Consider the following 19,687-nt stretch of genomic DNA (forward strand, 5'->3'; position numbering starts at 1 on the left):
TCCCCGATGGGCTGCGAAGCAGTCCTGAATCCACTAGTCGCGGTAGATCTGACATACAGTGAATTCAGATTTAAGGGCCGCTTTGCGGCCCATCGGGGATAAATCCCCTCACTACAAGAAGCGGGTTGGACTGGATCAGAGTTTGGCCTTCACCGCTGGCAAAGCATCCTTGCCATCGACGGTCTTCACCCCCTCCAGCCACTTGTCCAGCACCGCCGGATTGGCCTTGATCCATGCCTTTACCGCATCGGCATTGCTGACTTTCTTGTTCACCACCTCGGCCATGATGCTGTTCTCCATGTCCTGAGTGAAGGACAGGTTGGTCAGCAACTTGCCCACGTTCGGGCAAGCCTCGGCGTAGCCCTTGCGCGTCAGGGTGTAGACGCTGCCGGTGTCGCCGAAATACTTCTCGCCGCCCTTGAGGTAATGCATCTTCAACTGCACGTTCATCGGGTGCGGGGTCCAGCCGAGGAAGGTGACGAATTTCTGCTTCTTCACGGCCCGCGAAACTTCGGCGAGCATCGCTTGTTCGCTGGATTCGATCAGCTTCCACTGGCCGAGGTCGAAGTCGTTCTTCTTGATGATTTCCTGCAGCGAAATGTTCGCGGGTGCACCGGAGCCGATGCCGTAGATTTTCTTGTCGAATTTGTCCGCGTATTGGTTCAGGTCGGCAAAGTTATGCACACCGGCGTCCCACACGTAATCCGGAACAGCGAGGGTGAATTCGGTGCCGTCGAGGTTCTTCGCCAGTTGCGTGACGTCTCCGGTGGCGACGAACTTGTCGTAGAAACCCTGCTGCGCCGGCATCCAGTTGCCGAGAAAGACATCCACCTGGCCGTCCTTCAAACCGCCGAAGGTGATCGGCACCGCGAGGGTATCGACCTTGGCCTTGTAGCCCATGCCGTCCAGCAGAAACCCTGTGATGGCGTTGGTCGCGGCGATGTCACTCCAACCCGGGTCGGCCATTTTCACGGTGTCGCAGCTTTGCTCGGCAAATGCCGAGGCGCTGCCCAGAGCCAGCAGGCCTATCGTCAGTGCTGTGGATAACTTGCGCATGGACTTCCCCTTACATTATTGGTTTTGGCAGGGTTGTGGATAACGGGCCTTGCGTTCCAGATCGTCGAGGTCGATGTGGTTGCGCATGTACTGCTGACTGGCGTCCACCAGCGGCTGGTGATCCCAGCTCTTCAGCTTGCCGATGGTCAGGGCATCGGCGACAAAACGACGACGGCGCTGGCTGGCGAGGACCTCGCGGTGAATGGCCGGCATGTCCCATTTGGCCCGCGCTTCGGCGAGAAAATCGTCGAACAGTTGGCGATGTTGCGGCGACTGGCTGAGTTCTTCGAGTTCACGCGGGTCGTTGTGTACATCGAAGAGTAGGCAAGGGTCGCTTTCGCTGTAGATAAATTTGTACGCGCCACGGCGGATCATCATCAGCGGGCTGACCGTGCCTTCGGCCATGTATTCGCCGAACACTTCGTCATGCCCGCCCTGCCCTTGCAGGTGCGTCAGCAGCGAGCGGCCGTCCAGCGGCAGATTCGGCTCCAGGCTGCCGCCGGCCAGTTCGACGAAGGTCGGTAACAGGTCGGCAGTGGAGACGGCAGAGCTGACACGGCCCGATTTGAACTGACCGGGTGCACTTATCAACAGGGGCACGCGAGCGGCCATCTCGAACCAATGCATTTTGTACCAGAGGCCCTTTTCGCCCAGCATGTCGCCATGGTCGCCGGAGAAGACGATGACGGTGTCGTCCATCAGCCCACAATCTTCGAGGGTTTTCAGGAGTTTGCCGACGTTGGCATCGATATAGCTGCAAGCACCGAAGTATGCTCGCCGTGCGTCGCGGATTTTATCCACAGGCAGTGGCTTGTCCCACAGGTCATAGACCTTGAGCAGGCGTTGCGAGTGTGGATCGAGGGAATGTGGATCCGGTGTCGTCGGAAGCGGGATATCTGCATCGTCGTACAAATCCCAGAACGCCTTGGGAATGGTGTACGGGTCATGTGGGTGCGTCATCGACACGGTCAGGCAGAACGGTTGGTCGCCGTCCTCGCGAATGTGGTCAAACAGGTATTGCTGGGCCTTGAACACCACCTCTTCGTCGAAGTCGAGCTGATTGGTGCGCACGCACGGCCCGGCCTGCAACACCGACGACATATTGTGATACCAGCTCGGGCGCACGTCCGGTTCGTCCCAGTTCACCGCCCAGCCGTAGTCGGCCGGGTAGATGTCGCTGGTCAGACGCTCTTCGTAGCCGTGCAATTGGTCCGGGCCGCAGAAATGCATCTTGCCTGACAGCGCGGTGCGGTAGCCGAGGCGGCGCAGGTAGTGGGCGTAGGTCGGAATGTCGGCGGGGAAGTCGGCGGCGTTGTCGTAGGCGCCGATCTTGCTCGGCAGCTGGCCGCTGACCAGGGTGAAACGCGACGGCGCGCACAGCGGGCTGTTGCAGTAAGCAGCATCGAACACCACGCCCTGAGCGGCAAGGCGCGAAAGATTCGGCAGTTTGATCGGCGACGGGCCGTAGATCGGCAACATTGGCGCGGCCATTTGATCGGCCATGATGAAAAGAATGTTCTTGCGCTTCATGTGATCGCGGCATTCCATAGTGAATAGTTATGCGACATTGCTGCGATCGAGCATGGAGTCCATGCTCTGTCGGGTAAAGCCCGCGCCGGACAATGACTAGGATAAGCACAGCTTATGTATGAAGCCCTCGGCAATCTGTCTCTCGACCTGTTGCGCGCTTTCGAAGCGGCGGCCCGTCATCGCAGTTTTACTGCGGCGGCGGTTGAGCTGGGCACCACGCAGCCAGCGATCAGCCAGCAGATCAAGCGCCTGGAAGAACAGCTGGGAGCACGACTGTTTGACCGGATCTATCGCGGCATCGAACTGACCGAGGGCGGCGCGATCCTGTTCGAGCAGGTTCAGCTCGGTTTGCAGAATATCGACGCAGGATTGAGTGCGATCAGTACGCAGCAACAACACGAGGTATTGCAGGTCGCCACCGATTTCGCGTTCGCCGCCTACTGGCTGATGCCGCGCCTGCACCGCTTCCACGAAGCCAACCCGAACGTCGATGTCAGCCTGGTCACCAGCGAGCGCAACCACAACATGCTGCGCACCGACATCGACGTGGCGGTGCTGTTTGGTGACGGCCGATTCAAACAGGGCGAAAGCCATTGGCTATTCAGCGAAGAAGTGTTCCCGGTGTGCAGCCCGCAACTGCTCAAGGAACGCGCCCTGCCCTTGCCCGCCCAGACGTTGCTGGAGTTCCCGCTGCTGCATCTACGGGGGGAAAACAGCAGCAACTGGTTTGACTGGAGCGGGCTGTTTCGCGAACTGGGCATCACTACCCCGCCGGCGCCGGGGCAATTGCGCTTCGACAACTACACGCTGTTGATTCAAGCGGCGATTGGCGGCCAAGGCGTGGCCATCGGCTGGCGCCACCTTGTGGATAACTTGCTGACCCAGGGCTTGCTGTGTCGGCCGATCGCCGAGACCACGTTGTCGCGCCTGGGTTATTACGTGGTGCTGCCGCAGCGCAAACGCCGGGGCGCGTTGATTCAGCAGTTTGTCGACTGGTTGATGGCCGAACAGGCGAGCAGTGCCGAATCTCTGACTGGATTGGGGTTACCTTCGATTGCGGTGTGAATAGAAAAAGATCGCAGCCTGCGGCAATTCCCTGTAAGAGCTGCCGCAGGCTGCGATCTTTTTACGTATCTGACGTCGCGACAAAATTCACATGCTGCCCCACATGCAGATTCAACTGCAGCTCATCGGCAATCCCCACCGCGACCCGGTTCAGCCGTTCCAGCGGCTCCGCCAGACCCGGCTCGAGATTGCCGCCGACCTGGCTGAAATGCTCGATGGTCAGCCCCGCCACGCCGTGAGGCGCGTTCACCAGTGTCCACTGCAATGGACTGCTTTGCAGGGCTTCGCGGATTTCTTCGGCAGCGTGGCGTTGCAGGCCGTCGTCCAGTTCCGGCTCGTCGAGCACGGCAAAATTCCCCACCAGAAACAGCCGTGAAACATTGGCTGCCTGCAGGCCGTCGACCAGCGCATCGACCGCCAGCACTTGTTCCACCGGCCCAAGCACCACCGACCGTTCCACATGGTCGCTGCTGAACGGCAAGCCCGGTGCATCAAGCAGACAGATCACTGCCGAGCTGCCCGCTACGCTTTGCTTGACCCGCTCGGCATCGAACAAATCGCCGCTTTTGGTGCGCAGGCCGGGACGTGGCGCGAGTACGTTCAAATCGTCGAGAATCGTGATGACTTCGTGCTGGCGTCGCAGCAACTCAGCCATCAACGCACCGCCCAGGCTGGCCATGGCACCATAGAGCACCACTTTCACCGTTGGGGTTTCGGCATTTTTCATGGCTGATCCTTTTTATAATCCCTTGTATGGCGTGTGACATATGGGCAACGCCCAGGGTTCGAACCGATTTCCGAGGGTTTCCAATGCCAGCGATCAAGGGCTACCACGCCCACGTCTATTTCGATGCCGATACCATCGATCAGGCACGCGCGTTGTGTGAGCAAGCCGCGCAGTTGTTTCCATTGAAGATGGGCCGCGTCCATGAACGCCCGGTCGGCCCGCACCCTGACTGGAGCTGCCAGCTGGCCTTCGGCCCGCAGATGATCGGCGAGGTATTGCCGTGGCTGGCGCTCAATCGCAAGGGCCTGGTGGTGTTCCTTCACCCCGACACCGGTGACGATTTGCTCGATCACACCGAGCACGCAATCTGGATGGGCGCGATGCGACCACTGGACCTGTCTGTTTTTTGATCAGGCTTTTGTAAACCTACAGGGTTTCTTCCGTCTCACCCGGCTGATGCTCGTCCAGATGCAGCCAGGGCAATTGGCTGTCCGTCCAGATGTGCCGCTCGGCCGGCGTCCGCTCCGGGTGATTCAGCGTGGCGATGGTCACATCGATGCTCACGGGACTGAGTTGCGTCACCAACGCTAATTGCGCGCCACAACGCGGACAGAAATACCGCGCGCAACTGCTCGACGAGTCAAGCGCGATGGCGTGCCGCTCAGCCACTGGAAGCTGGCCGCCGCCACGGTAATCCACGTACTGACGATCCCGCCGCTGACCTTACGGCAGATCAAGCCGTGGCAGTGGGCAATATCTTGCAACGGCCCGCTGAACTGATAGCGAATATGTCCGCAGTGGCAGCCACCGCTGTGCGATGAAGTCATCGTCTGCCCTCTTGGTTACTTATCAGATTCCTGGCCCGTGCCATTTCATCATTAATGACGACGACTGAGCCCGGTTTTAGCCCGAGAGTCTTCGCTAAAGAGTTCATTGCCTTATTCAGCGCGTCACGTAGTCCGACCATCCATTCCTTTGGAAATTGGTTTATCACCAGAATGCATTTTATGGCGCAGTTCGCGAGATCAAGATTCAAGAAACCTGCTGGAAGGTGTTCCTCACTGTGAGGGTGCCGCCTAAGGCAAGCCGCAAGCGTCAATTGCACTGAGTTGGTGAATTTTTGCCTGATTTCTTCTACGAAGACTTCGGTCTGCCGAGGAGCACTTGATTTTGCCTCTACAAACCAGACTTCCTGAGGTTTGTCCTGAAGATCGCGAAGTAGAACAAACTCGGCGACCTTGATGCCGTCTCCTATTTTTTTGGAAAGTGGACTGTTTTCGATTGGAAAAAGCTGATCCTCTGAAAACGGCCCGAAAATCATCCCTGATTCTTCGATTGAAATAGTCATCCCAGAGCCAGCTCCACTTCCTCTTCATAAAGACGAATGGACTCATCGACGATGGGGTTGTCCGGCATACCTTTGAGAAGATCATCACCGATCCATTCGCCGCCAATTGACGAGAGAACAGGGATCGACATGTTCTGTTTTTGCGCCGCGAGATACAGCGCTTTAATGACGAAATACGAGTGGCTGGCTATGAAAAACTGAATCCCGCTTGCGGCCAGAGACACAATGATATCGACGAGCCTGGTGATGGCTACCGGATGCAAGGCCGACTCGGGTTCGTCGATGAATACCATGGAATCTTTGGTCAGGAATCGATTGCCCAGCAAGGTGTCGAGAATCGCAATTTTCTTGATGCCCTCAGCAGTAGAGCCAATCTGGAACTTCTGATTGCCTTTTTTGAATTGCCAGCGATTTGTACTGCTGTCGAATTCCACCTTGCCGCCGAACATCTCTTCCAGATTCTCCCTAGCCTTTGCGAAGTGAGCGTGGTTTTTTCCTTTCGTCGGTAGGAGACGGAGAGCTTTCGCCAGATCGTAATAGGTGTCGTCGAAACCGAAGTCTTTATCGATGTCACGGCTTTTCAGAATGATGTGTTGCAGGGAAAGTACTTCCTTGGGAGGAAGAAATATTGAGTTGCTGCCTCGTGGAGGGACGTGATTTTCTAACGTGGCAATGTTCTTTGTCGTGTCTTTGCCGAAGCCGTACCGAAACGCTCGAGAGTCAACGTTGACCTTGCACATCAACGGACCGTCTGCACTTTTTGTTACCAGGTCGCCAATCTTGTCTGCCTGAAACGTCCAGTAAAGTTTGTCTGCCAATATCTCCGCGGCGGAACGTTGTTCATTTCCACGCTGGTACTCTTCGAGCGTGCGCATCGTGCAGTAAAGCGCTTTGAGCAAAAACGTCTTGCCGCTGCTGTTTGCTCCGATAATCAGATTCAAGTTTGAGAGCTTGCCCCAGCGGATTTTTTGTAGCGGGCCGAAATTATCTAATTCAACGCTATTGAGCATTGGTTGGAGCTCCTCTCAAACATTGCAGTGGCGCAAGCCTAGCATTGCGTTTCCCTTCCATACAGCGGGTGAAGACGCTCCCTCAGAAACTACAGAAAGGTCTTACGACGTTCATCGTTGTATCTGCTTCCAGTCGCATGAAAGTGGCCGCGCCTCTCGTCAGACCTTTCATCCGCGAAAGGTAGCTGAAAGGTTGCCCGATTAGGATCGCCGCCACTACCGGCAACAGACCGGTTGGCCAACGCGTGTGATCGCTCGCACGTCAGGCCCAATTAACAACAACAATGGTGATTCTGATGTCCTCTGTAGCCCGCCTTCTCGCTGAAACTCCGCCCGTACGTCTCGTGCTTCCCGTTCTGCGCTGATCCCTCCGATCCGCTCACTCAATTAGCCGCGCTACGCCTGGAGTAATCCCATGCTGACTTTCCTTGGCTTCGCCATGGTCATCACGTTCATGTTCCTGATCATGACCAAGCGCCTGTCTGCGCTGATCGCCCTGATCATCATCCCGATCCTGTTCGCCCTGTTCGGTGGTTTCGCGCCGAAGATCGGCCCGATGATGCTCGAAGGCATTACCAAGCTTGCGCCGACCGGCGTGATGCTGATGTTCGCCATTCTGTACTTCGCCCTGATGATCGACTCCGGCCTGTTCGACCCGGCCGTGCGCAAGATCCTCAAACTGGTCAAGGGCGACCCGCTGAAAGTTTCGGTCGGTACCGCCGTGCTGGCGCTCGTCGTCTCCCTCGATGGTGACGGCGCGACCACTTACATGATCTGCGTGGCCGCCATGCTGCCGCTGTACAGCCGCATCGGCATGAGCCCGCGGATCATGGCCGGTCTGATCATCCTCGCCGGTGGCGTGATGAACATGACCCCGTGGGGCGGCCCGACCGCTCGTGCCGCCAGTGCGCTGCACGTCGACCCGTCGGACATCTTTGTGCCGATGATCCCGGCGATGGCCGCCGGTGTGGTGGCGATCCTGATCATTGCCTACTTCTACGGCAAACGTGAGCGTGCGCGTCTGGGCGAGCTGCACCTGATCGGCGACGAGATCGATCACAGCGAAATCAGCGTCTCGCAGTTCCCCGATGCCCGCCGTCCGAAGCTGATCTGGTTCAACGGCCTGCTGACCCTGGCGCTGATGTGCACCCTGATCGCCGGCCTGCTGCCGCTGCCGGTGCTGTTCATGGTGGCGTTCAGCATCGCGATGATCGTCAACTACCCGTGCCTGCAAATGCAGAAGGACCGCGTGGCGGCCCACGCCGGCAGCGTGCTGTCGGTGGTCAGTCTGATTTTCGCTGCGGGTATCTTCACCGGTATCCTGTCCGGAACCGGCATGGTCGACGCCATGTCGAAAAGTCTGCTGGCAGTGATTCCGGACTTCCTCGGGCCGTACCTGGCCGTGATCACGGCGCTGGTGAGCATGCCGTTCACCTTCTTCATGTCGAACGACGCGTTCTACTATGGCGTGTTGCCGGTGCTCTCCGAAGCGGCCAGCCATTACGGCATCACCGCGGTGGAAATGGCCCGTGCCTCGATCGTCGGTCAGCCCGTCCACTTGCTCAGCCCGCTGGTGCCGTCGACGTACCTGCTGGTGGCGCTGGCCGGTATCGAGTTCGGTGACCACCAGCGTTTCACCCTGAAGTGGGCAGTGCTGGTCTGCCTGTGCATACTGGTGGCCGCCTTGCTGCTGGGGACATTCCCGCTGTTCAGCACGATGTAACGGCATTCACTCACCATGACGCCAGCTGCTTGCTGGCGTCATGGTTTAACACTCGCTCAAAGGAATACACATGGATTGGCTGACCAACCCCGAAATCTGGGTTGCCTTCTTTACCCTGACCGCCCTGGAAATCGTTCTGGGCATCGATAACATCATCATGATTTCGATCCTGGTCAGCCGCATGCCCAAGCACATGCAGCAGCGCACGCGGATCTTCGGCCTGGGTCTGGCGATGATCACGCGGATCCTGTTGCTGCTGTCGATCACCTGGGTCATGCGCCTCACCGCCGACCTGTTCGTGGTGTTCGGCCAGGGCATTTCCGGGCGCGACCTGATCCTGTTCTTCGGTGGTCTGTTCCTGCTGTGGAAGAGCTCGCAGGAGATGTACCACGCGCTCGAAGGCGAAGACGAAAGCGGCGACGAGCCTTCGGGCAAGGGCGGCAATTTCCTCTACACCATCATCCAGATCGCGATCATCGACATCGTGTTCTCGCTGGATTCGGTGATCACCGCCGTCGGCATGGTCTCCCATGTGCCGGTGATGGTCGCGGCCATCGTCGTCGCGGTGCTGGTGATGATGGCGGCCTCGGGCAAGATCAGCGAGTTCATCGACAAGCACCCGTCGCTGAAGATGCTGGCACTGTCGTTCCTGCTGGTGGTCGGTACCGTGCTGATCGCCGAGTCGTTCGACGTACACGTGCCGAAAGGCTACGTCTACTTCGCCATGGCGTTCTCGCTGGCGGTGGAAGCGATCAACATCAAGATGCGCACCGCGATCGCCAGGAAGAAAAAACAGCAGGACCCGGTGAAGCTGCGCAAGGATATTCCGGGGCAGTAACCCGGTAGTTCGATAGCAATACAAAACCTGTGGGAGCTGGCTTGCCAGACTCCTACAGGTTTTTTTGTTCCAGCGGATTTTGAACTCGTACACAAACCCTGTGGGAGCTGGCTTGCCAGCGATAGCGGCGTGTCAGGCAAGATCAATGTCGCCAGTGCTGCCGTCATCGCTGGCGAGCCAGCTCCCACAGGGATTTGGGGTGATTGCGCGGGGTGTGGATAAAGCTGTTTTCATGACACTTTTGTTTCAATCCGCACTTTAGCTGTGCAATGCTGGCGCCCAGTCCGTTAGCCAACTACAGCTTAAGTATCAAAAACGTAGAAACCGCGCGGTACCGTCAACTTGCCCCTTTGGGGCGCTGCTACTACAGGGGGTCTGCATGCTCACCCTGCTCAATTTGCTGTCTGCCGTGGCCCTGCTGATCTGGGGTACGCACATCGTCCGAACCGGCATCCTGCGGGTGTACGGTACCAATCTGCGCCATGTGATCGGCCAGAACATGTCCAAACGCTGGCTCGCGTTCGTCGCCGGCATCGTCGTGACCGCGATGGTGCAGAGCAGCAACGCCACGGCTATGCTCGTCACTTCCTTCGTCGGTCAGGGCCTGATGGCGCTGACCCCGGCACTGGCGACCATGCTCGGTGCCGACGTCGGTACCGCGCTGATGGCGCGGGTGCTGACCTTTGACCTGTCGTGGCTGTCGCCGCTGCTGATTTTCCTCGGGGTGATTTTCTTTCTGTCGCGCAAACAGACGCGCCTCGGGCAGATGGGCCGGGTCAGCATCGGTCTGGGCCTGATCATTCTCGCCTTGCAATTGATCGTCGAAGCCGCCGCACCGATTACCCACGCCCAAGGCGTGAAGGTGATTTTTGCTTCGCTGACCGGCGACATTCTGCTCGACGCCCTCGTCGGTGCGTTGTTCGCGATGATTTCCTACTCCAGCCTCGCTGCCGTGCTGCTGACCGCGACGCTGGCCGGCGCCAGCGTGATCAGCCTGCCGGTGGCGATCGGTCTGGTGATCGGCGCCAACATCGGCAGTGGCGTGCTGGCGTTCATGAGCACCAGCATGCAGAACGCCGCCGGGCGGCAAGTGGCGCTGGGCAGCCTGTTGTACAAACTGATCGGGCTGTTGCTGATCATTCCGGTGCTCGATCCGCTGGTGCACTGGATGGACGGGCTCGACTTCAGCCCGCAGGAAATGGTCATCGGGTTCCACCTGCTCTATAACACCGCGCGCTGCCTGATCCTGCTGCCCAGCGTCGCCCCGATGGCGCGGCTGTGCGCCTGGTTGCTGCCGGAGCGCCCGGAGGTCAACGGCACCGCCAAGCCGCGTCACCTTGATTTGACGGCACTGTCGACACCGAGCCTGGCGCTGGCCAACGCGGCCCGCGAGACCCTGCGCATGGGCGATCTGATCGACAACATGCTCGACGCGATGCTCGATGTGTTGCGTGGCAAGCAGACCGCCGTGACCCAGGAGATGCGTCGTCTGACCGATGACGTCGAAGCGCTGTACAGCGCGATCAAGCTGTACCTGGCGCAAATGCCCCGCGAAGATCTCGGCGAGCAGGACAGTCGGCGCTGGGCGGAGACCATCGAACTGGCGATCAACCTGAAACTGGCCAGCGACCTGATCGAACGCATGCTGCGCAAAGTGCAGCAGCAGAAGACTTCCCAGCGTCGGTCGTTTTCCGAAGAAGGCCTGGAGGATTTGGCCGGGTTGCATCAGCAACTGATCGCCAACTTGCGCCTGGGCCTGTCGGTGTTCCTCAGCGGTGACAAGGAAAGTGCCCGTCAGCTGTTGCGCGAGAAACGTCGCTTTCGCGCACAGGAACGGCGTCTGGCCCATGCCCATGTCAGCCGTTTGCAACGTAAGATCGTGCAGAGTCTGGAAACCAGTTCGCTGCACCTGGAGCTGATTGCCGATATGAAGCGCTTGAATTCGCTGTTTTGCAGCAGTGCTTACGTGGTGCTGGAAACGGCAGATACCGGAGCGCTGGAAGCGGATGATATTGCCGACATTACACATTCGCCTTGAACGTCTGGGGCTGGGGTCAGTCAGTAACATTGATTCAGCCTTAAGACCTTCGCGAGCAAGCTCGCTCCCACATTTGAAATGCATTCCCCTGTGGGAGCGAGCTTGCTCGCGAATGCCGGCCTGAATAGCGACACGGATCTCCAAATCAGCCGTACGGAAGCCTGTTATGCGTTGCCTGTTGTTCGCCTGTCTGTTGCTCGGTTCCCTGCCCGCTTTTGCCGTTGATCGCTTTCAGGTCGAAGGCTATGCGCTGCCCAACGGATTGCAGCTGTTGCTCAAACCCGGCACTGAACGCGGGCATGTGGCGATTCGTCTGGTGGTCGGCGTCGGCCTCGACGATTTCGATTGCGATGAGAAAGAGCTGCCGCACCTGCTCGAGCACCTGTTGTTCAGCGGTGTCGACGCCACTGGCGAAGGTGGCCTTGAGGAGCGCATGCAGGCGTTGGGCGGTGAGTGGAACGCGTTCACCAGCAACGCCGACACCACGTTCGTCATCGAAGCCCCGGCGAAGAATCAGCGCAAAGTGCTCGACCTGCTGCTCGGTCTGCTGACCCAGACCCGCATTGACGACAATGCGATCAACGCCGCCAAACGCGTGGTCGAGCGCGAGGACGGTGGCCATTACACGCGTCTGCAACGTTTTCTCGACCGCCAAGACCTGGGCCACACCGCCAGCAATCAGCTGGCGGTGGAGCTGGGCCTGAAATGCCCGCAACGCGCCGAGGTCGGGCACCTGACCCAGCAGCAACTGGAGAAGGTGCGCAAGACCTGGTACGCGCCGAACAACATGACGCTGATCGTCGTCGGTGAACTCGACAAACTGCTGCCGGCCTATCTGGAACGCACTTGGGGCGCGCTCGAAGCGGTGGATCCGGCCGAGCACCGTGAGCTGCCGGACATCCGCACCAGCGCCGCCCATGAACGCACCCTTACCCGCGGCTTCATCGGCGACAGCGCCAAATTGCACTGGCTGGTGCCGGAGCCGATGCTCGACGATCAGTACGACGAGACTTTCGACATCCTCAAGGACTACCTCGACTGGGCACTGTACCGGCAGATTCGCCTGAACCATGGCTTGTCCTACGGGCCGTGGGCCGAGCGTGAAGTGTTCGGCGGGGTCGGTTTCATGAGCCTCAATGCCGATGTTGATCGCGATGATCTTGTCGAGGCCAAACAGGTGCTGGAAGACCTCAAGGCCGACCTGCTGAAAAACGGCCTCGACCCCGACACCTTCGCCCGGATCAAACAGGCCGCCATCGCCCATCAGGCCTGGGCGGTACAGGGCAACAGCGCGATGGCGGACTACTACTGGAGTGCGCTCGGCGATTACGAGGACGGACGCTTTGCCAACCCTGCCCGCGAGTTGCAAGGCGTGACCCTGGAAACGGCGAACAAGGCCATGCGCGAGTTGCTGTTGCAACCGGGGTATCTGCGGATCGAGAAGCCGTTGCTCAGTGATGATGAAGTGTTATGGCTGATTGCCGGTGGTCTCGGGGTTCTGCTGTTGATCTTGATCGGCTGGCGTCTGCATCACCGCCGAAAACCCGTCGAACACTGACCCTGTGGGAGCGAGCCTGCTCGCGAAGGCGTCGTGTCAGTTGATGCAATGTTGTATGACCCACCGCATTCGCGAGCAGGCTCGCTCCCACAGGGGGCTGCGTGATTTTACTGACCGGGAGCCTCGCCACCTCGCCCGGCGGACGGTACTCTGTCGAGGTTTTTCCCTATCCAGTCGTGAACCGCCACCATGCAGAAAATCCCCCTCCTGATCCAGCGCATCCTCGAATTGATGAAGCGCTATCCCGGGGTCATTGCGCTCGGCGGTTTCATCTCCGGGGTCGGCAGTTTCATTTTGGTCGATCGCCAGCAAGGGCTGGCGAGCTGGATCACCATCATCATGCTGCTCAGCTGGATCTGGCTGATGCTGGAAAACACCCTGACCGGCCTGTTCACGCGCATCTTCAAGCGGGAAATCCCCCAGCCGCTGCTGCGCTACGCGACGCAGATGATCCACCAGGAAAGTCTGTTTTTCGTCCTGCCGTTCTTCTTCATCACGACTACGTGGAACAGCGGCCAACTGATCTTCACCGGCCTGCTGTGCATCGCCGCGCTGATCTCGATTGTCGACCCGCTCTACTACAAATGGCTGGCGCCACGGCGCTGGGCGTTTCTCGCGCTGCACACCCTGACCCTGTTCGCCGCCCTGCTCACTGCGCTGCCGGTGATCATGCACCTGACCACCGCACAGAGTTTCAAATGGGCACTGGGTACGGCGGTGGTGCTGTCGTTCCCGAGTCTGGCGTCGATCTTCCCGATCCGCACCGTGCGCAATGCGTTGGCCATTCTGTGCATCACCGTCGGCATCGGCGCGGTCGGCTGGACCCTGCGCTCGTGGGTGCCGCCAGCGACGCTGTGGATGACCGACGTGGCGATCAGCACGCAGTTGCAGGACCGCACGCCTGGCGCCAGCCTCGACGAGGTCAGCGCCGAGCAGATCCGCAATGGCGGCCTCTACGCCTACACCGCGATCAACGCGCCGCGCGGGCTGGATGAGCGGATCTACCACGTGTGGCAGTTCAACGGCCAGGAAGTCGACCGCATCGCCCTCGACATCCACGGCGGGCGCAAGGAAGGCTACCGTGCCTGGACCCACAAGCAGAACTTCCCCGGCAACCCGGCAGGCAAGTGGCAGGTGCGGGTGCTGACTGAAGACGGTCAGGTGATCGGCGTGCTGCGTTTCAAAGTGACAGACAGCACAGCGATCAAAGAAAAGTAATCCGGTTCGTGCTATTACGTTAGTTCGCTTAATAGCCGAACAAGCACGGAGCTTATGATCAGCAGCTCAATGAGCGGTAATGCCCAGCTGGACACGTCAATCAGCCCTGCCCGCCTGCGGGTTTCCGGGGACTGGACGCTTGCCCATTACGCCGACCTCAAGCATCTGACCGAACAACTGACCGGCCAGTACGACGCCAACACCGTGGTCGACCTCAACAGCCTCGGTGCCCTCGACACTGCGGGCGCTTCGTTGCTGGTGGAGCTGCTCGGTTCCGAGCGTCTGGGCCGCTCCGCCGAACACCCTGACTGCACGATTTCCCAGGCTGACCGCGCGCTGCTGCAAACGGTGTATCGCTCGCTGACCGACTTCTGTGTGCCGATCAAGGAGCCGGAAGTCAGCGTCAGCGTGCAACTGCTGACCCGCATCGGGCGCGCGGTGGAAGCGGTCTGGCAGGACACCCTGCAAGTGCTGGGTTTCATTGGCCTGATCCTCGAAACCATTGCCCGCAGCCTGTTTCGTCCCAAGCGCTGGCGCATCACCCCCGTCGTCGCCCACATCGAACAGACCGGCCTCGACGCCGCGCCGATTGTGGCGCTGCTGACCTTTCTGGTGGGCGCGGTGGTCGCGTTTCTCGGTGCCACGGTGCTGGCCAGTTTCGGTGCGACGATCTTTACCGTGGACTTGGTGGGCTTCTCCTTCCTGCGTGAGTTCGGTGTGCTGCTCACGGCAATCCTGATGGCCGGACGCACCGCCAGCGCGTTTACCGCGCAGATCGGTTCGATGAAGGCTAACGAAGAGATCGACGCAATCCGCACCCTCGGCCTCGATCCGATGGAGCTGCTGGTAGTGCCGCGGGTATTGGCGATGCTGGTGGCGCTGCCGATGCTGACGTTTCTGGCGATGCTCTGCGGGATCATTGGCGGCGGCGTGGTGTGCGCGGTGTCGCTGGGGATTTCGCCGGCGATGTTCCTCTCGCTGTTGCAAAGCGACATCGGCATTCAGCACTTTCTGGTTGGTCTGGTGAAAGCGCCGGTGTTTGCCTTCCTGATTGCAACCATTGGTTGCCTGGAAGGCTTCAAGGTCAGTGGCAGCGCCGAATCGGTCGGCGCGCACACCACGTCCGCCGTGGTGCAGTCGATTTTCGTGGTGATCGTGCTCGACGCGGTGGCTGCGCTGTTCTTCATGGAGATGGGCTGGTGAGTCGTTTACCCCGTGCGCCCTCGGAGGCGGTGATCGAAGTCCGTGGCCTGTGCAATCGCTTTGGCAGCCAGAGCGTGCACGAGAACCTCGATCTGGATCTGTACAAGGGCGAAATCCTCGCCGTGGTCGGCGGATCCGGTAGCGGTAAATCGGTGCTGCTGCGCAGCATTGTCGGCCTGCGCCGGCCCAGCGAGGGCAACGTGAAGGTGTTCGGGCAGAACCTGCCGAGCCTGTCCGAGCATGAGCGCTCACTGGTCGAGCGGCGTTTCGGCGTGCTGTTCCAGAAAGGCGCGTTGTTTTCCTCGCTGACGGTGACCGAGAACGTCGCCCTGCCGCTGATCGAGCACGCCGGTCTGAGCCGCAACGACGCTGAGCATCTGGCGGCGGTGAAACTGGCGCTGGCCGGGCTGCCGCTGTCGGCGGCGGACAAATACCCGGCGTCGCTGTCCGGCGGGATGATCAAGCGCGCCGCGCTGGCCCGGGCGCTGGCGCTGGACCCGGACATCCTGTTTCTCGACGAGCCCACCGCCGGCCTCGATCCGATTGGCGCGGCGCAGTTCGATCAACTGATCCTGACCCTGCGCGATGCGCTGGGCCTGAGCGTGTTTCTGGTGACCCACGACCTCGACACGCTCTACACCATCACTGACCGTGTGGCAGTGCTGGCGCAGAAGAAGGTATTGGTCGCCGGCCCGATCGACGTGGTCTCGGAAACCGATGACGCGTGGATTCACGAATACTTCCACGGCCCGCGTGGCCGCTCGGCGCTGGACGCCGCCAAATTGCTCAACGAGGTCTGACATGGAAACCCGAGCCCATCATGTGTTGATCGGCCTGTTCGCCGTAATTGTCGTCGCGGGCGCCCTGCTCTTCGGTCTGTGGCTGGCCAAGTCCAGCGTCGACAGCGAGTTCAAGGATTATGAAATCGTCTTCAATGAGGCGGTCAGCGGTCTGTCCAAGGGCAGCCCTGTGCAGTACAGCGGGATCAAGGTCGGTGACGTGGTCAGCCTGCGCCTCGACCCGAAAGACCCGCGCCGGGTGCTGGCGCGGATTCGTCTGGGTGGTGACACCCCGGTCAAGGAAGACACCCAGGCCAAACTGGCGCTGGCCGGGATCACCGGCACTTCGATCATCCAGCTCAGCGGCGGCACCCCGGAGAGCCCGAAACTGCGCGGGCACGACGGCGAATTGCCGACCATCGTCGCGGCGCCCTCGCCCATTTCCCGGCTGCTTAACGACAGCAACGACCTGATGACCGGCGTCACCGCCCTGTTGAACAATGCCAACCAGATGTTTTCCCCGGAGAACGTCGAGCGCGTCAGCAACACCCTGGCGCATCTGGAACAGACCACTGGTTCGATCAACGATCAGCGCGGCGACTTGCGTCAGGCCATGCAGCAACTGGCGAGCGTCGGCAAGCAAGCCGGCAGCATGCTCGAGCAAACCTCGGCGCTGATGCGCAACGCCAACGGCCTGCTCAACGATCAGGGCAAGCAGGCGCTGGGCAGTGCCGAGCAGGCGATGAAGTCGCTGGAGCAAAGCAGCGCCACCATCAACGGCCTGCTGAGCAAGAACCAGAACTCGCTCGACAACGGTATGCAGGGCCTCAATGGCCTGGCGCCGGCGATCCGCGAACTGCGCGAAACCCTGACCTCGCTGCGCGGCATTTCCCAACGCCTTGAGGCCAACCCCAGCGGCTACCTGCTGGGCAGTGACAAGAACAAGGAATTCACCCCATGAAGCTGACTCACTTCGCCTTCCTCGCCAGTTTTACCCTGCTCTCGGCGTGTTCGATCCTGCCCAAGGCCGAACCTTCGGATGTCTATCGCCTGCCCGCCGCGCAAGCGCCCGCCTCGGCCAGTTCGGCGGCGACCCAGCACTGGTCGCTGCGCCTGAACAAATTGCAGGCCAGCGAAGCGCTGAACCGGCCGAACATCGCGGTGATTCCACAGGGTGACGTGATCAGCAGCTACAAAGCCTCGCGCTGGAGCGATCCGGCGCCGGTGCTGGTGCGTAATCGGCTGCTCGATGGTTTTGCCCGCGATGGTCGGGTGACATTGCTCAGCACCGATGACAGCAACTTCGCTGCGGATCTGGAACTGGGCGGCAGCTTGCAGGCGTTTCAGACCGAGTATCAGGGCAATCAGGCCAGCGTCGTGGTGCGCGTCGATGCGCTGCTGGTGCGTGGCTACGACCAGAAGATTCTCGCCAGCCGCCGCTTTGAAGAGCGCCAGCCGTTGAACGATGTGCAGGTGCCAGCGGTGGTGGCCGGGTTTGGACAGGCCAGTGATCGGCTGACGGCCAAGGTGGTTGCGTGGGCTGTTCAGCAAGGCCAGCAATTGGCTCCAGTTAAACCCTGAAGTCGCCAGGATCGCAGCCTTCGGCAGCTCCTACAGGGTTATGCGTGCCTTTGTAGGAGCTGCCGAAGGCTGCGATCTTTTGCTTCAACCAAAGAACCAGTAGCACACGCCAATGGCGCCGAGTACGCCGGCCAATTCAGCCAGCAGCGCGCATCCAACGGCGTGCCTTGCGCGCTGAATCCCCACCGCACCGAAATACACCGCCAGCACATAGAACGTGGTTTCGGTGCTGCCCTGAATTGTCGCCGCCACCAGCGCCGGGAAGCTGTCGACGCCGGAGGTCTTCATGGTCTCGATCAGCATCGCCCGTGCGGCGCTGCCGGAAAACGGTTTGACCATCGCCGTCGGCAACGCGTCGACAAAACGCGTGTCCCAACCGGCCCACTGCACCAGATGGCGGATGCCGTCCAGGCCAAAGTCCAACGCTCCGGAAGCGCGCAGTACGCCAATCGCACAGAGCATCGCCACCAGATACGGCAGCAGGTTCCTGGCGACGTCGAAGCCCTCCTTCGCGCCCTCGACGAACGCTTCGTAAACCTTGACCTTGCGTAACGCGCCGATCACCAGGAACAGCATGATCAGGCCGAACAGCGTCAGGTTGCCAAGGATCGACGACAGCCCGGCCAGCGCCGTGGCCGACATCGTCGCCAGCAGCGCCATGAAGCCGCCGAGGATCAGTGCGCCGGGAATCAGATAGGCCAGCACCACCGGGTCCCAGATGCGCAGGCGTTGCATGAACGCCACCGAAAGGAAGCCGACAATAGTCGAGCAACTGGTCGCCAGCAGAATCGGCAGGAATACCAGGGTCGGATCCGGCGCACCTTGCTGGGCGCGGTACATGAAGATGGTTACTGGCAACAGGGTCAGCGATGAGGCGTTGAGCACCAGAAACAGGATCTGCGCGTTGCTGGCGATGGTCGCGCTGGGGTTGAGCTCCTGCAGCGCCTTCATGGCCTTGAGGCCGATCGGGGTGGCGGCGTTGTCCAGGCCCAGGCCGTTGGCGGCGAAGTTCAGGGTGATCAAACCGAGCGCCGGATGCCCGGCCGGGACTTCCGGCATCAGCCGCAGGAACAGCGGGCCCAGCACTTTCGCCAGCCACTCGACGATCCCGGCTTTTTCGGCGATGCGCAGAAAGCCCAGCCACAGGGTCAGCGTGCCGAACAGCAGCACCATGACCTCGACCGAGAGTTTGGCCATGGCAAAAATGCTTTCCACCATCGCCGCGAATATCCCGGCGTTGCCGCCGACCAGCCACTGCACCAGCGCAGATATTGCTGCCACGACGAAGAAGCCAAGCCACAGGCCATTAAGCATCAGTCAAATCCCCCGGAAGATGCGGCGAATGATAGCGGGCTCGCCAGAAACGACAAACCCCGGATTGCGCCGGGGTTTGTCGGTAAGGCTTGCCTCAATCACCTGTAGATACCGTCTTGCCCCTCACCGGGCAAGTGCCAATTTCGGGTCAAATGGTTGGCCCGATTTGAGCACTCCGTAGACGAAGTGCAACAACTTGCGCATGGCTGCACAGATGATCTGTTTGGGGGCTTTGCCATTGGCCTTCAAGCGTTCCTTCATGGCGATGATCGCCTCGTTGTGCCTCAGCGCTACCAGGCCTGGCATGTACAGACCCGCCCGAACGCGAGCCGAGCCGACCCTCGAAATAATTGTTCTGCCTTTGAGTTTTCCTGACTCCTGCAGCTTAGGGTTCAACCCTGCAGCAGCGACCAGTTTGCGAGGGTCGTCGTATTTGCGCAGGTCGCCCAGCTCGGCCAGCAGCCGCTCAAGGGTTTTCTGCCCGATACCGTCGATGGTCACGATCAAGTCGCGCATCTGGCGCATGTCCGGATCATCATCGATGTGTTTCTTGATCGCTTTGTGCGTTTCAGCGATCTCTTTTTCGATGTGGCGCAGAACGGAGTTGATCGAGTCTTTGACCTTTTCGTCGGACACATCCAGACGATTGAGCTCCATCTGCTCCATTTCCTGAAGATCATCCAATCGACGCACCATCGC

18 protein-coding genes and 1 pseudogene are annotated in these 19,687 nt (G+C 60.0%); 11 read left to right on the plus strand and 8 right to left on the minus strand.

The features are described from left to right. Positions 1-135: 135 nt before the first annotated feature. A complete protein-coding gene (choX, locus tag ACTJKS_RS04700; RefSeq protein WP_108181244.1) occupies positions 136-1,056 on the minus strand; it encodes a choline ABC transporter substrate-binding protein in 921 nt (306 codons plus the stop codon). Positions 1,057-1,071: 15 nt separating this feature from the next. After that, positions 1,072-2,586, minus strand: a complete 1,515-nt coding sequence (gene betC, locus ACTJKS_RS04705; RefSeq protein WP_108181245.1) for a choline-sulfatase — start codon at positions 2,584-2,586, stop codon at positions 1,072-1,074. Positions 2,587-2,700: 114 nt separating this feature from the next. Here betC and ACTJKS_RS04710 point away from each other — a divergent pair, with 114 nt between their 5' ends. Then, the gene (locus tag ACTJKS_RS04710; protein WP_108181246.1) at positions 2,701-3,651 is read left to right on the plus strand and encodes a choline sulfate utilization transcriptional regulator; all 951 of its coding nucleotides are present in this window, start codon (positions 2,701-2,703) and stop codon (positions 3,649-3,651) included. 61 nt (positions 3,652-3,712) lie between these two features. Here ACTJKS_RS04710 and ACTJKS_RS04715 read toward each other — a convergent pair whose 3' ends face one another. Next, entirely contained in the window at positions 3,713-4,378 is a 666-nt protein-coding gene (locus ACTJKS_RS04715) for an NAD(P)-dependent oxidoreductase (protein WP_108181247.1), read from the minus strand. An 83-nt stretch (positions 4,379-4,461) separates the two neighbouring features. Between ACTJKS_RS04715 and ACTJKS_RS04720 the strand changes: the two genes are divergently transcribed. Beyond that, entirely contained in the window at positions 4,462-4,788 is a 327-nt protein-coding gene (locus tag ACTJKS_RS04720; protein ID WP_108181248.1) for a DOPA 4,5-dioxygenase family protein, read from the plus strand. 16 nt (positions 4,789-4,804) lie between these two features. Here ACTJKS_RS04720 and ACTJKS_RS04725 read toward each other — a convergent pair. The 3 genes and pseudogenes from ACTJKS_RS04725 to ACTJKS_RS04735 all read right to left on the minus strand — a co-directional run bounded on the left by ACTJKS_RS04725 (position 4,805) and on the right by ACTJKS_RS04735 (position 6,736). Next, positions 4,805-5,205: pseudogene (locus ACTJKS_RS04725) on the minus strand (GFA family protein). Then, a complete protein-coding gene (locus ACTJKS_RS04730; RefSeq protein WP_108181249.1) occupies positions 5,202-5,726 on the minus strand; it encodes a hypothetical protein in 525 nt (174 codons plus the stop codon). The pseudogene ACTJKS_RS04725 and the gene ACTJKS_RS04730 overlap by 4 nt, the downstream one beginning before the upstream one ends. Beyond that, positions 5,723-6,736: an AAA family ATPase gene (locus ACTJKS_RS04735; RefSeq protein ID WP_108181250.1), complete on the minus strand. Its 1,014-nt coding sequence runs from the start codon at positions 6,734-6,736 to the stop codon at positions 5,723-5,725. Before ACTJKS_RS04735 ends, ACTJKS_RS04730 begins: the two co-directional genes overlap by 4 nt. A gap of 415 nt (positions 6,737-7,151) precedes the next feature. Here ACTJKS_RS04735 and ACTJKS_RS04740 point away from each other — a divergent pair, with 415 nt between their 5' ends. From ACTJKS_RS04740 to ACTJKS_RS04780, 9 genes are all read left to right on the plus strand, one after another. Then, positions 7,152-8,459, plus strand: a complete 1,308-nt coding sequence (locus ACTJKS_RS04740; RefSeq protein WP_041073646.1) for a CitMHS family transporter — start codon at positions 7,152-7,154, stop codon at positions 8,457-8,459. 70 nt (positions 8,460-8,529) lie between these two features. Continuing rightward, on the plus strand, positions 8,530-9,297 hold the full coding sequence (locus ACTJKS_RS04745) for a TerC family protein (protein ID WP_108181251.1): 768 nt from the start codon (positions 8,530-8,532) through the stop codon (positions 9,295-9,297). A 379-nt stretch (positions 9,298-9,676) separates the two neighbouring features. Next, on the plus strand, positions 9,677-11,335 hold the full coding sequence (locus tag ACTJKS_RS04750) for a Na/Pi cotransporter family protein (RefSeq protein WP_108181252.1): 1,659 nt from the start codon (positions 9,677-9,679) through the stop codon (positions 11,333-11,335). A 166-nt stretch (positions 11,336-11,501) separates the two neighbouring features. Beyond that, positions 11,502-12,893 carry a M16 family metallopeptidase gene (locus ACTJKS_RS04755; RefSeq protein ID WP_108181253.1) on the plus strand — a complete coding sequence of 464 codons (1,392 nt, stop codon included), beginning with the start codon at positions 11,502-11,504 and terminating at the stop codon, positions 12,891-12,893. Between the two features lie 189 nt (positions 12,894-13,082). Further along, complete coding sequence (locus ACTJKS_RS04760) at positions 13,083-14,111, plus strand: DUF5924 family protein (protein WP_041073653.1); 1,029 nt, start codon at positions 13,083-13,085, stop codon at positions 14,109-14,111. 54 nt (positions 14,112-14,165) lie between these two features. Next, the gene (locus ACTJKS_RS04765) at positions 14,166-15,314 is read left to right on the plus strand and encodes an ABC transporter permease (RefSeq protein ID WP_108181254.1); all 1,149 of its coding nucleotides are present in this window, start codon (positions 14,166-14,168) and stop codon (positions 15,312-15,314) included. After that, positions 15,311-16,114 (plus strand): ABC transporter ATP-binding protein, encoded by an 804-nt coding sequence (locus ACTJKS_RS04770; RefSeq protein WP_041073657.1) that lies wholly within the window; start codon positions 15,311-15,313, stop codon positions 16,112-16,114. The genes ACTJKS_RS04765 and ACTJKS_RS04770 overlap by 4 nt, the downstream gene beginning before the upstream one ends. A gap of 1 nt (position 16,115) precedes the next feature. Then, a complete protein-coding gene (locus tag ACTJKS_RS04775; RefSeq protein WP_041073659.1) occupies positions 16,116-17,054 on the plus strand; it encodes an MlaD family protein in 939 nt (312 codons plus the stop codon). After that, entirely contained in the window at positions 17,051-17,674 is a 624-nt protein-coding gene (locus ACTJKS_RS04780; protein ID WP_108181255.1) for an ABC-type transport auxiliary lipoprotein family protein, read from the plus strand. Before ACTJKS_RS04775 ends, ACTJKS_RS04780 begins: the two co-directional genes overlap by 4 nt. 84 nt (positions 17,675-17,758) lie before the next feature. Here the strand turns inward: ACTJKS_RS04780 and ACTJKS_RS04785 are convergent, their stop codons facing one another. Both ACTJKS_RS04785 and ACTJKS_RS04790 read right to left on the minus strand, forming a co-directional pair. Continuing rightward, complete coding sequence (locus ACTJKS_RS04785) at positions 17,759-18,988, minus strand: nucleoside recognition domain-containing protein (protein WP_108181256.1); 1,230 nt, start codon at positions 18,986-18,988, stop codon at positions 17,759-17,761. Between the two features lie 123 nt (positions 18,989-19,111). Continuing rightward, on the minus strand, positions 19,112-19,687 hold a 576-nt coding region (locus ACTJKS_RS04790; RefSeq protein ID WP_440828800.1), incomplete at its 5' end, for a transposase.

It is taken from the genome of Pseudomonas sp. 22189 (assembly GCF_052045635.1).
In the GTDB taxonomy this organism is placed as follows: Bacteria; Pseudomonadota; Gammaproteobacteria; order Pseudomonadales; family Pseudomonadaceae; genus Aquipseudomonas; species Aquipseudomonas parakoreensis.